Origin of the sequence: Shewanella oneidensis MR-1, assembly GCF_000146165.2 — a bacterium.
GTDB classification, from domain to species: domain Bacteria; phylum Pseudomonadota; class Gammaproteobacteria; order Enterobacterales; family Shewanellaceae; genus Shewanella; species Shewanella oneidensis.
In genome coordinates, this window is sequence record NC_004347.2 from 731,746 (window position 1) to 743,823 (window position 12,078).

The window sequence follows — 12,078 nt, forward strand, 5'->3', positions numbered from 1 at the left end:
ATGGATCTTAATCGTCGAGTTTTTATAAAAGGTGCGGTAGCGACGTCGGTGTTATCCGCGCTGCCGGTTAAGTGGGTATTTGCCGATAAGCTTCCTGCTGGGGTTAGTGCTTTGGATATTTCGGCATTAACTTGGACTAAGGCTGAGGACTTACCGAGTTACTTCAAAGTATTAAACACTAATCCGCTGAATGCCTATCCGCCAGAGCATAAGCTTGCGCCTGCGGTGACGCCTGCCGATGTTTCGTTTATCCGCTGGAATGGCATAGTGCCTGACTTTAAAACGTTAGATGCTAAAACCTGGACTTTTAACGTGGATGGTGAGTCGGTCATCACCCCTAAAATCTACACCATTGATGAGTTAAAGCACCGCTTTAAACATTACACCTTACAGCTATTGATTGAATGTGGCGGCAATAGTCGCGCGGGCTTTTTCCCGAGCACTAAGGGCAATCAGTGGAATAACTCTGCAGTATTTTGTTCAGAGTGGACAGGTGTGTTGGTTAGCGATGTGCTTAAGGATTGTGGTGTCAAAGCCGATGCGGTTTACACCGGCCACCACGGGGCTGATGTGCATTTGAGCGGAAAAGGTGAGGCCATTTCCCGCGGTGTACCTATCAAGGCGGCGCTCGAAGAGCTTGGGCTAATCGCATGGTCGATGAATGGTGAGGACATTCCTTACCTGCATGGTTATCCCCTACGTATCGTATTTGGTGGCCGGCCGGGATCGGTTTCGCAAAAAGCGGCAACGGGGATCAGTGTGCGTAATAAAGTCCACGACGGGCATAAAATGGAAGCGCCAGCGTATCAAGTGCCTAAATATCCGATTGCCCCTGGCGAGACGGTAGATGAAAACGACTATCGAATTATTGAAGAAATGATCGTGAAGTCTTTGATTACTCAACCGCAATCCGGCACTGAACTGGCTCAAGGGCAAAAACTAACGGTTGCGGGCCATGCGTGGGCGGGCGTGCGCGAAGTGGTGAAGGTGGAAGTGAGTTACGATTATGGCACCCGTTGGTTTGTCGCTGAGCTACAAAAACCGAAAAATGCCACCGCATGGCAGCAATGGAGCATTGAATTGCAGCTGCCAACACAGGGCTATTACGAAATCTGGGCCAAAGCGACCGATAGCGAAGGTGATAGCCAGCCCGTTGTACAGCCACAATGGAACCCTAAGGGATATATGTTTAATGGTTGCCACCGTATTGCCGTTAGGGTGGTGTGATGAAAGCGCATGTCAATAAGCTGATAATGTGTGGGCTGCTTTTCACTGGGGCGTCGTTCGCCGCCGAGTATCCCGTGGACCCTCAATCGGGCCTTATCATGGCGCCCGGTTGGGAGTTGGTGAATTATCAATGCAATGCCTGCCACACCAGTATGATAGTGACCCAAAATCGCGGTGATAAAGCCTTTTGGAAAGAAACCTTACAGTGGATGATTGATACCCAAGGCTTATGGGATTTGTCGGATACGTGGGAGCCGACGTTGAGCTACCTCAGTACCTATTATGGTCGTGCTGAAATGGATATGACCCTCTTTAGGCGTTTGCCCCTTGACGCAAGCCAGTTACCACCGCCAGCTAAACCTGCCGCTAAGGGATCTCAATGAAAACGTTTATCGTCAGTTTGCTTGTCCTGTGCGGCTTATCCACAGCGGTTTATGCCGAAGGTTATCAAGTCGATATCGAGCGGGGTAAGGCGCTGGCCACAGCTCAATGTGAGTCATGCCATGGGCTGGCGATGATCGCCATGGCCAAGCAATTCCCCAATTTAAGGGGGCAAAAACCGGCTTACCTTAATAAGCAGTTAGTCGATTTCAAAGCGGGCTTACGCCTCGATCCGTTAATGCAATCACAGGTCAGTGCGTTAACGGCCGAGCAATTACAGGATGTGGCGCTGTTTTACAGTCAGCAAGACATCCCCAATCTCAGTGCAAATTAGTGCGGCTAGCCGTTTGCTTGCTGACAAGAGTAAGTTAAGCGGTTAGCATCATCACCATCGGCCTATGGCGACTACACTGCTGGGAATAGCTTTGATGGAAATGGCATTGATAAATAACAGAAAAATAGCATCTCTTATTGGCGTTCTGTTTTTATTGCCAGTATGGGGATATGCCCTGCAAGCTGAGGTTAGCGAAGCTAATCACTGTCAGCCTGTCAGCGGCTCCGAACAACACTCAGGTCAGTGTGAGCACAATGCGAATAATACCGCCTACGATAAATTTGATGGTGTGGTATACCGTGGCGTCATTAATGCTAAGCCCGTTACGCTGGAAATCATCGGTCAAGGCGATCGATATCGAATGACCGTTGATGGTCTTGTGACGCTAGGGGAGCTGAATACCGAGCGCGGCTTTGAGCAGGATGAAAACGCTTCGCTCTTTATCCTTAACTGGCAGCAGCCTGAAGCAGAACAGATAAAGTTTGTTAAATTATCCAAAGACCATTCAGTACTGGTACGGGTTGATGCCAATGGTCAGCTCGATAACACCGCAACCCTGCAAAACATCCAGTAAGTCATTGTTGTTGGCGAGCGCTTGATTACAAATCAAGGGATAAAGTCGTGATTTTGATTGAGTGTATGGCTCAGAGAGATTGCTAAACATTCCCCGGTAAACACCGGGGAATGGCTTAGTTGAAAGTACGACTGCGTGAATTAAAACTGATAATTCATACTCAGGTTGAAATAACGCCCAGGTTGGGTGAAATCATCCTTTTGCAAGTTCATGGTGCTATTGAGTAAGAACACGGATTGGCCAGCTACATCGGCGTAGTCAACATATTCCTTATCAAACAGGTTATACACCCCAGCACGCAGATGCAGATTGTCGGTAACGTGCAGGCCCATGGTTAAGTCAAGCACGGCGTAACCCGCGGTGTTGTAAACTTCGTTAAAGCTTTCTTTAGGAATACATTGGCCCATCACGCAAATATCATCAATGGTCAGGTTGATATCGTTGGTGCGGTCCATCTTATCGGCCCAGCGTACCACTGCGCCAATATCGGTTTCCATTCCACCAATATCGCTATACCAATTCACCCCTAGGTTACCTTTTAGCGGACTAACGCTGTTAAGGTTTTGGCCGTTTTCATCGGTTCCATGGGTATAGGAGATATTGCCCCATAGCTCGATAGAATCTGTCAGCCAATGGTTGGCTTGGGCCTCTGCGCCATAGAGGGTCACTTGATCGCGGTTGAAGTACTGGTATTTGAACTCCATGGGCTGCATCACCGGACCAAACACTGGCGGTTTAAAGCTGACATATTGCCAATCACTAAAGTCGACCGCGTGGGTGTCGAAGGTGGTGAGTTCATATTGAGTATCTGCATGATTGCCACGGATACCCAGTTCCCACGTATGGGATTGCTCAGACTTTAAGTCATAGTTGGCTTGAATGATCACATCGGTCATCGAGCCACCATCGACCTCTAACTCACCCCATTTTTGATCGGGCGTAGGCATTTTATAGCCATAGGCATATTGAGCATAGGCACTCACTGTGTCGGTAAGTTTATAAACGAGCCCCACTTTGGGTGACCAAAAGGTGTCGCTCATTACCGCAAAGTCGGCGGGATCTTTACCTGCTTCCATCGCTTGCTGTTGGTCGGGGCTGTTACGGAAATAGTCATAACGTAAACCGCCAATCAGGTTTAAATCACCATTTAACAGGGTGATATCGTCCTGCAAAAATAGCCCTAAACGGTTGCTATCGGTATCGGCAAAGGTAAAGGGCGTTTCGGTTTGCCAATCACCGCCGTTACTGGCGATATTATTGTTGCGATGGCGCATCATTTGGGACCATTCATAGTCCATACCGTAGGTGAGCTGATGGCCGTATCCCTCAGCGCCTATGTATTTGCTGAAGGTGCTGGTTAAACCCAGTCGCTGATCTTTAAATTCATAGTCGCGATATTCGGTAAGTGGGCGCGCTGCGGTACGCAAATCAAAATAATCACGGTGTTCGAGTTGCTCTGTTTGGCCAAAATAGGCGGTAACGGTCAAATCATCGTGTAAGTAAGTGGCTTTATCGGAGCGCAATTGCAGGGCACCGTTGATCACTTGGGTATCGCGATCGGTATCAATCCGCTCCTGTGGCACTTGGGCACGATTGAGCTTATCTTCCCAGCGTTCAAGTGTTTGCTCTAGGTAGTCGAGGGTGAGCTGCACTGTGGTGTGCTCATTAAAACGGTATTTGCTCTTGAATAGCAGGCTGTCTTGTAACAGATCGCTTTCAGGCTGAGTATCAAAGTAGTTCGGTAACTCTTCGCCCTTGCGGTGCTGGTAGGTTAGCAAATTCTCAAAATCGCTATAGGCCGCTGCGCTGGTAAAACCGCCGGAGTACTCGTTATTGATGCCCGAATAGCCCGCATTGAGCGACACATAATAATCTTCGCCCCGCAGGTAGTCGCTGGCATCTTTTGTGCGCATCACTACCACGCCACCGAGGGCATCGGAGCCGTACATAGTGGATGCAGCGGCTTTAACTACTTCAATTTGCTTAAGACTTTGCACTTCGGTTAAACCACGGCCTGTGCCTTCAGCACCTGGGCCTAATGGCGAAGCATACTGGTTATTTACCCGTACGCCGTCTTTCACCATCATTACCCGATTACCGCCGATACCGCGAATCGTCACTGAGGTTGGTTTGCCCGCGCCACCCTTGATATCGACAGCCGATTCGTTACGGAACAGGCTACCAAAATCATTGCTCATATTGCGTTCAATGGCTTCTTCATCTATGACCAGAATAGATCCTGCCACCTGCTCAATGTTTTGTTCCATACGGGAGCCTGAGACCACAATAACTTCGTTAATCAGTGGTTTAGCTTGTTCTTCTGCCCAAACGGGCAATGCACTTGCTACGGCAAGGGCGCACAGACTTAGCGGCAACGGTTTCATCAATCACCTTTATGCTTAGAAATGAGAATTGTTCCTACCTTGAATATGCGCGATAGCTTATATGGATTTTACCTTTAGGTCAGGTTTTAATTGCCATAATGTGATCAAGGCAAAGCCTATGAGTGATGTTTTAAAAGGGAATTATTGATTGACGCCGTAAACCTTACTTTTCATATCACCTAAAACAAGGGTGACTTGGGTGATACGCAAAGAGGCTTGAGATGTCGCTATAGCCGCGGATCTGCCGATTGGCTTTCGACTTGGCCAATGACAGTGATATCACTCAAATTTGATAGTTTGCCCCATTGCTGAATCGTCATCATGCCGGTGATTTCCTGGGCGCTGAAACTTAAACGTATGCCGTCTTTGCGGTATTCCTGCGGCAGATTTTTCGGCAATATGTGTTGGCCGTTATCGGCGACAATTCCCCAAAAACCGCCTTCCAAATGCAGATATCGAACCGTACCTTGTAGCATCACCGCTTCTCCTTTGGTTGGCATATTGGGTTTGGTTAGTCCCTTGTCGGTCACGCGATGAAGCTGTGGCTGAGCGAGTTCATCAGCACGATTGGCCTTAGCTGCCTCAGGGCTTACCGCTTGGGTTGGTGTGATGGTTTGCTGGGCGCTTTGAGGAGCAAGTTTATCCTTGCTTGGCAGCTCATTCGCTTTGGCTTGTTGTTGATAACCCACAAGTAATAGCGGCAATAACAGTATTAGCAGGGGCGTAAGTGGGCGCATGTTGCTTCCTTTTCATCATGTTTGTACGCTGCAGAGATGACCACTCTAGCAAAACTTTGCACTCTGGGGTGATAAGGTTTGTATATCTTTATGTACTGAGCAAGACGCACGCAAAGGTATGGCATAGCTAATGGCAGATAAAGAGGTAAAGCAAAGTATGCTTAGCCTCTTTATCTTTGCAGGAAGGGCTGACTATTTTTGTAGCTGGGCTTTGGCGGCTTCAACCTTGGCGAAGTCTAAACCAAGCTCGAGTACTGCTTCTTTAATCAGGGCGGGATTTTGCATTACCAGAGCCATCAGTTGTTGCAGTTTTTCTGGTGGAATGCCGAGCTGACCAATAATGCCCATCGCCATCAGGGGATTATCGGTTAATGCTTGAAAAAGTTCCTGAATTTTTGCATCAGTGACATTGTGTTCTTTTAAGATGGCAATAATCGGATTCATTGCAATACCTTATCAACGTTAACGGAAAACGGCCGCTATGCTATCACAGATAGCTAAACCTGTTGGATGAACAATTTTATACCATAGCCATTCCCTATAAGTTGACTACTAGGGCGTGTTGACGTTTCGAGATTAAATTTTGTTCGTTCTGGCAAGCTCGTGCTCGCGAAACGAGGAGTGATGTGTAGTTATTCTACTCAAATGACGAGCAGCTCTTATGACAGAAAGTAAGAGCAAGGGCTTGCCAGACGAACCCTTCGGGCAGCATTTGGCTGACGTTTCTGCTGCGTTATCGTCCGTTTATGTAGAATAACTACACTGCACGGACTTTGCCTTGCATAAAAGCCAGCCAAATTGCTGCAAAAATAACCCTGAAACGTCAACACGCCCTAATACAGTATGGATTTCGGTAAGCGGCAACTTTCTTAATGCTTTCATAAATTACAATCGTTAATCTGTTTTCGCGATTCCAACCATCGGTATTAATCGTTTCAAATACTTAGAAGCCTGTCATTAGACTGCAACCTCGGTTGTGTTAACGGCATATGCGATTTTTGCCTTGGAACAACACAACCAGAAGGATTGCTGTATGCCGTTAAGCAGCAAATGGATGGCCCACATTTAACATTATTCAATGGGCCGAACAGGACGAAACTAGGTAACTATCATGAAAATTAACACTCTTCCGACGCTATCGGCGTTAACTTTGGCTATGTCTCTCGCATTGGGGGCGGGAATGGCGACTGCGCAAGAGCAAGCAACAGGTAATCAATTTTGGTGGCCTGAAAAATTAAACTTAAGCCCATTACGGCAAAATGCGATTGAATCCAATCCCTATGGCAGTGATTATCGCTATGCCGAAGCCTTTAACACTTTAGATCTCGACGCGGTTAAAAAAGACATTAAAGCCTTGATGACCGAATCCCAAGATTGGTGGCCCGCCGATTATGGTCACTATGGACCTTTCTTTATCCGTATGGCGTGGCATAGCGCGGGCGTATACCGGATTTTTGATGGCCGCGGTGGTGCTGCTGGTGGTCAACAACGCTTTGAGCCATTAAATAGCTGGCCAGCAGATAACGTGAGCTTGGATAAGGCGCGCCGCTTGTTGTGGCCTATCAAGCAAAAATACGGCAGCAAGCTTTCTTGGGGCGACTTAATGGTGCTAACGGGTAACGTGGCATTAGAGTCGATGGGCTTTAAAACCTTTGGTTTTGGCGGCGGTCGTGTCGACGATTGGGAAGCCGAAATGGTCAATTGGGGCTCAGAAAAAGCCTGGCTCGATAACAAAAGACATAATGGAAAGGGTGAGTTAGCTAAACCCATGGGCGCGACCCAAATGGGCTTAATTTACGTTAACCCAGAAGGCCCGAACGGGGTGCCCGATCCTTTAGCCTCGGCAAAGGAAATCCGCGATACCTTTGGCCGTATGGCGATGAATGATGAAGAAACCGTTGCCTTAATCGCCGGTGGTCACACCTTTGGTAAGGCGCACGGCGCACATGATCCCGCAAAATGCGTGGGGGCAGATCCGGCCGCCGCAGGCATTGAAGAGCAAGGTCTAGGCTGGAAAAACAAGTGTGGTAAAGGCCATTCAGAAGATACTGTTACCAGTGGTCTTGAGGGAGCTTGGTCATCAAATCCTACCAAATGGACCATGGAATATTTAACTTGGCTGTATACCTTTGACTGGGTACAAACTAAGAGTCCTGCGGGCCATATCCAATGGACGCCGGCCGATGGCAAAGCGGCAAATCTAGTGCCCGATGCGCACCTGCCGGATAAGCGCCACGCACCGATTATGTTCACCAGCGATATCGCGTTGAAGGCAGATCCTATCTACCGCGAAATCACCACGCGTTTCCTTAAAAATCCACAGGAGTTTGAACTGGCCTTTGCCAAGGCTTGGTTTAAGTTAACTCACCGTGATTTGGGACCAAAGGCGAGATACTTAGGTGCCGATGTACCAGCCGAAGCACTGATTTGGCAAGATCCGATCCCTGCCCTTGATCATCCACTTATCGATAACGCCGATATTAAAGCCTTAGGCAATAAGATATTAGCGTCAGGATTAACGGTGCCAGAATTGGTGAGAACCGCATGGGCGTCGGCCAGTAGTTTCCGTGGCACCGACATGCGTGGCGGGGCAAACGGTGCGCGCATTCGTTTAGAGCCTATGATGAACTGGCAGGCCAACAATCCAAAAGAGTTAGCTAAGGTGCTGGCTAAGCTTGAGAAAGTCCAAAAAGACTTTAATGGTTCGCTCAAAGGTAGCAAGAAGGTTTCGCTGGCGGATGTGATTGTGCTTGGCGGTAGCGTTGCGGTTGAGAAAGCCGCGAAAGAGGCGGGAGTCGTGATTTCAGTCCCCTTTACCCCAGGGCGAATGGACGCAACACAGGTGCAAACCGATGTGAACTCTTTTGCGGTGCTTGAACCTGCGGCTGATGGTTTCCGTAACTATTACTCAAAAGACAGCAGTCTTTCTCCCGCTGAGATGCTGATTGAACGCGCCAATATGCTCAACCTGACCGTACCCGAAATGACGGTGCTGGTGGGTGGTTTGCGTGCGTTGGATGCCAATAGTGCTGGCGTTAAACACGGTGTATTTACCGATAAGCCTGGCGTGCTGAGCAATGACTTCTTCGTTAACTTACTCGATATGTCGACTAAGTGGCGCAAGTCAGACAAGCAAGAGGGCATCTACGAAGGGCAGGATCGTAACAGTGGTAAGCTGAAGTGGACAGCAACCCCTGTCGATCTCATCTTCGGCTCGCATTCTGAACTGCGCGCCGTGTCAGAAGTCTATGGCGCGCAAGATGGTCAAGACAGATTCATCCAAGACTTTGTGAAAGCTTGGAATAAAGTCATGAACGCCGATCGCTTCGACATCTAAAGTGAGCGGTTAACCTCAAGCCCATCCGCGCGTTTTCGTCGCGGTGGGCTTTTTTATTTTTGTGGGTAATCAGTGTTTGAGCGATTGCTGACTGGCATTCCATTCTGCTTATTTACTCAGTAGTATCAATGTCATGATAAATTTTACGCATATTCAGTCGAGTCGATATTAATCGGGGTAAATACCTAAGGACGTGGAATGGGGAATAGTGCGACACACGGGGACAAGGCTATTGCCGTGAAGGGATTACGTTATGGCCGTGGTAATGAGCTGCTGGTGGTCGACGATTGGCAGTTAATGCCGATGCAACATTGGGCCATTTTTGCAACCGATAGCTATAGCGGCTCACTCCTTGGGCGGATGTTAGCGGCGGATATTCAGCCCGATGAAGGGCAGATCTGCAACTTGCCAGCGCGCGTTGGTTGGGTGTCTCTGGGGTTGCAACAGGCACTACTTGAGCGCGAGCTAGCAAAGGATGAACTGGATTACGGTTCAACGGTCGAGGCCTTAGTGCTCGAATGCTGTCAAGATAGCGCACAGCTACCTGCATTATTACAAAAGGTGGGTCTTGAACCTTTGCGGCAGCGGGGTTTTCGGCAGTTATCCACGGGTGAAACGCGACGAGTGATGCTGGCACGTGCGCTGGCGATGTTACCGCAACTGCTGATTTTAGATGATCCTTACGCAGGGCTTGATGCTGAGCATCAAGGGAGTTTATCCGAGCTATTATGCGAAGTCGCCGCACATAGCCAGTTGCTTGTTATCACCTCCCGCCAAGAAGAATTACCGCCGTGCATTAGCCACGTGGCACTGTTTAATAGTGAGATGCTTAAATCTGGCCAGCATGTGCATAAGCTCAGTGCACCTATGTCGATTGAGCAGTGGCATAGTCACCCTGTGATGGCGCAGCTCAATGCACTTTCGGCCAGCCGCAGTGACGAGCTTTTAGCGCTGATGGAGCGTCAACGCCACAATGCCGAAGCCTTTGATCCCTTAGTCGAGATTAAAAACGGCAAGGTGGAGTATGTTAGCTGCTTGATTTTTAAAGGCGTGAATTGGCGGATTAATGCGGGCCAACATTGGCAAGTGCGGGGACCAAATGGTTGCGGTAAGAGTACTTTGCTCGGGCTGATTTTGGGGGATCATCCCCAATGCTACAGTAACGATATCACTCTCTTTGGCCGTCCCCGTGGCAGCGGTGAAAGTATTTGGCAGATTAAACAACGGATTGGCATAGTGTCATCGGCCTTGCATTTGCAATACCGAGTGAGTTGTTCGGCGCTCGATGTATTGCTGTCGGGGTTTTATGATTCCATTGGCCTTTACCATAAACCCACTAAACCTCAGGTCGATTTGGCGAAGGAATGGCTGGCAATTTTACATATGAATGAGTTTGCCAGTACGGGTTTTAAGCAATTGGATTACGGCCAGCAGCGGCTATTGCTGATTGGTAGAGCCTTGATTAAACAGCCCTTACTGTTGATTTTAGACGAGCCGTATCAAGGATTAGATTTTATTAATCGCACTTTAGTGATGCGGGCGCTGGAGATGATTGCCGAGCATCATCTGAGTCAATTGCTGTATGTCTCCCACCATAGGGAAGATGCCTTGCCAGCCATTAAAAACTTTGTCGATTTTATCAAGCAAGATAACGGCTATTCGGTTGAGGTGAGTCATCGCCCTAATGAGTTGGCTCAAAGGATGCCAATCCCATAAAACCTATTCTGTAGAACTGTGATGATTCCCTCGGTTTGCATGGGGGAAATGGCAATAATAGTTTCTGGCCTATGCCAGAAACTATTTACGTTGCGAAAGGGGTATCGTTTGCCCTTAAAGGTGCCATCACAGATGCCAAGACCCAAAAAATGCCGTCAATTATCGAGTTGTGTGCCCTGTAGCCTGTTTAAACCTAATGGCATACCGGCGGCCAACTTATCCCAAATACTATTGGCTGCCGACGAGTTTGAAGCCTTAGAGCTTGGTGATGTGCAGCGTCTTAGTCAGCTTGAGGCCGCAGCGCAAATGGGGATCTCGAGGCAAACCTTTGGTTATCTCCTCGCCAGTGCTCGCCAAAAAGTGGCGACCGCCATTACTCAAGGGTTAGTGCTGAAATTACCGACTCCAAATGATAAGGACCCAATATGATTATCGCCCTGCCTATTAGCCGTGGACGGCTTGCCAGCCATTTTACAAAGGCGCAGCAAGTCCATTTTTATGATGAAAATCATCAGCTTTTACTTTCTATCCCGAACCCCGCCCTTGGCGGCAATTGCCAAGATAAAAAAGCCTTGTTAGATGTCATTCGTGCCCAACACACCAGCATTGTGGTGGTGCAACATATTGGTGAGCGTATGCTTGGTAAGTTACTCGATGCAGGGATCAGTGTGAGCCGAGGGGATAATCAATTATCGATTGCCACGCTGCTCGCCCAGAGTAAAGAGGTGAATTTGCGCTTAACCGAGGCTTCACAGGGGCGTGCATCCCTTAAACATTTAGCCAAGGGCGGATGCTGTGGTGCTAAAAGAAGTTGTGGCTGCGGCGGTAAGGCAAAGACAACTCAAACCTTGTTGAGTATGACTCAAGCGCAGCCAAGCTTAACCTTAGCTAAACCCATAGCATACAGTGGTTTTAGATTATCAAAATAGTCATGGCATTATTGTAGGAGCGGAATAAAGTTTGATACTAAACAATCAATTACCCCTGCGAGTACCGTTTTAGATTAAACATGACCCAAAATAAAGATTCATACTAATTGCTACTACTCAGTCCGAATCGAGCTACAACCGAGTATTAAAGTATCATACCCGTTGTAGTTCACTTCGGGACAAAAGCGATTAATCTTTTATCTATTTATGGAGTTTATTGTCATTGTTTCCCCAGTGACTCGCCGTGAATATATCCCTATAGGCTCGACGGCGACATCCATGTCGCCAACGGTCACTGGTGCCCCAATGCCAATTTTAACTAACCATTTGCAATATGTACGTAAAAAGCAAAGGGACAGAAATGAGTTACGGCGATTGCTCATTTAGGCTTTTACGAATTATTTCAGGTACGGCAAAACAAGTTAAGTGCATTGACCTCAGCCAGCTGAGAATGGATGA

11 protein-coding genes are annotated in these 12,078 nt (G+C 48.1%); 8 read left to right on the forward strand and 3 right to left on the reverse strand.

Translation table 11 applies throughout. The features are described 5' to 3' along the window. The 4 genes from SO_RS03385 (at position 1) to SO_RS03400 (ending at position 2,516) form a co-directional block, all read left to right on the forward strand. Entirely contained in the window at positions 1–1,227 is a 1,227-nt protein-coding gene (locus SO_RS03385; RefSeq protein ID WP_011071029.1) for a sulfite oxidase, read from the forward strand. After that, positions 1,227–1,610: a cytochrome c gene (locus tag SO_RS03390; RefSeq protein ID WP_011071030.1), complete on the forward strand. Its 384-nt coding sequence runs from the start codon at positions 1,227–1,229 to the stop codon at positions 1,608–1,610. Before SO_RS03385 ends, SO_RS03390 begins: the two co-directional genes overlap by 1 nt. Beyond that, positions 1,607–1,942 carry a c-type cytochrome gene (locus SO_RS03395; RefSeq protein ID WP_011071031.1) on the forward strand — a complete coding sequence of 112 codons (336 nt, stop codon included), beginning with the start codon at positions 1,607–1,609 and terminating at the stop codon, positions 1,940–1,942. The genes SO_RS03390 and SO_RS03395 overlap by 4 nt, the downstream gene beginning before the upstream one ends. 100 nt (positions 1,943–2,042) lie before the next feature. Beyond that, positions 2,043–2,516: a hypothetical protein gene (locus SO_RS03400; RefSeq protein WP_238560585.1), complete on the forward strand. Its 474-nt coding sequence runs from the start codon at positions 2,043–2,045 to the stop codon at positions 2,514–2,516. Positions 2,517–2,656: 140 nt separating this feature from the next. Here SO_RS03400 and SO_RS03405 read toward each other — a convergent pair whose 3' ends face one another. The 3 genes from SO_RS03405 to SO_RS03415 form a co-directional block, all read right to left on the reverse strand. Further along, the gene (locus SO_RS03405) at positions 2,657–4,900 is read right to left on the reverse strand and encodes a TonB-dependent hemoglobin/transferrin/lactoferrin family receptor (protein ID WP_011071033.1); all 2,244 of its coding nucleotides are present in this window, start codon (positions 4,898–4,900) and stop codon (positions 2,657–2,659) included. Between the two features lie 227 nt (positions 4,901–5,127). After that, a complete protein-coding gene (locus tag SO_RS03410; protein ID WP_011071034.1) occupies positions 5,128–5,637 on the reverse strand; it encodes a hypothetical protein in 510 nt (169 codons plus the stop codon). Between the two features lie 192 nt (positions 5,638–5,829). Then, positions 5,830–6,081, reverse strand: a complete 252-nt coding sequence (locus SO_RS03415) for a DUF2999 family protein (RefSeq protein WP_011071035.1) — start codon at positions 6,079–6,081, stop codon at positions 5,830–5,832. A gap of 667 nt (positions 6,082–6,748) precedes the next feature. On the opposite strand from SO_RS03415, the gene katG reads away from it, so the two are divergent. From katG to SO_RS03435, 4 genes are all read left to right on the forward strand, one after another. Continuing rightward, positions 6,749–8,974, forward strand: coding sequence for a catalase/peroxidase HPI (katG, locus tag SO_RS03420; RefSeq protein WP_011071036.1), 2,226 nt, complete (start codon positions 6,749–6,751; stop codon positions 8,972–8,974). 198 nt (positions 8,975–9,172) lie between these two features. Continuing rightward, the gene (locus SO_RS03425; protein WP_011071037.1) at positions 9,173–10,690 is read left to right on the forward strand and encodes an ATP-binding cassette domain-containing protein; all 1,518 of its coding nucleotides are present in this window, start codon (positions 9,173–9,175) and stop codon (positions 10,688–10,690) included. 132 nt (positions 10,691–10,822) lie between these two features. After that, positions 10,823–11,119, forward strand: a complete 297-nt coding sequence (locus SO_RS03430; RefSeq protein ID WP_011071038.1) for a DUF134 domain-containing protein — start codon at positions 10,823–10,825, stop codon at positions 11,117–11,119. Then, on the forward strand, positions 11,116–11,619 hold the full coding sequence (locus tag SO_RS03435) for a NifB/NifX family molybdenum-iron cluster-binding protein (protein WP_011071039.1): 504 nt from the start codon (positions 11,116–11,118) through the stop codon (positions 11,617–11,619). Before SO_RS03430 ends, SO_RS03435 begins: the two co-directional genes overlap by 4 nt. The last annotated feature ends 459 nt before the right edge of the window (positions 11,620–12,078 follow it).

What these genes read in the sequence shown, in the direction of transcription:
- SO_RS03385 (WP_011071029.1), top strand. Translation starts at nt 1, where the DNA reads ATGGATCTTAATCGTCGAGTTTTTATAAAAGGTGCGGTAGCGACGTCG.
- SO_RS03390 (WP_011071030.1), top strand. Translation starts at nt 1,227, where the DNA reads ATGAAAGCGCATGTCAATAAGCTGATAATGTGTGGGCTGCTTTTCACT.
- SO_RS03395 (WP_011071031.1), top strand. Translation starts at nt 1,607, where the DNA reads ATGAAAACGTTTATCGTCAGTTTGCTTGTCCTGTGCGGCTTATCCACA.
- SO_RS03400 (WP_238560585.1), top strand. Translation starts at nt 2,043, where the DNA reads ATGGCATTGATAAATAACAGAAAAATAGCATCTCTTATTGGCGTTCTG.
- SO_RS03405 (WP_011071033.1), bottom strand. Translation starts at nt 4,900, where the DNA reads ATGAAACCGTTGCCGCTAAGTCTGTGCGCCCTTGCCGTAGCAAGTGCA.
- SO_RS03410 (WP_011071034.1), bottom strand. Translation starts at nt 5,637, where the DNA reads ATGCGCCCACTTACGCCCCTGCTAATACTGTTATTGCCGCTATTACTT.
- SO_RS03415 (WP_011071035.1), bottom strand. Translation starts at nt 6,081, where the DNA reads ATGAATCCGATTATTGCCATCTTAAAAGAACACAATGTCACTGATGCA.
- katG (WP_011071036.1), top strand. Translation starts at nt 6,749, where the DNA reads ATGAAAATTAACACTCTTCCGACGCTATCGGCGTTAACTTTGGCTATG.
- SO_RS03425 (WP_011071037.1), top strand. Translation starts at nt 9,173, where the DNA reads ATGGGGAATAGTGCGACACACGGGGACAAGGCTATTGCCGTGAAGGGA.
- SO_RS03430 (WP_011071038.1), top strand. Translation starts at nt 10,823, where the DNA reads ATGCCAAGACCCAAAAAATGCCGTCAATTATCGAGTTGTGTGCCCTGT.
- SO_RS03435 (WP_011071039.1), top strand. Translation starts at nt 11,116, where the DNA reads ATGATTATCGCCCTGCCTATTAGCCGTGGACGGCTTGCCAGCCATTTT.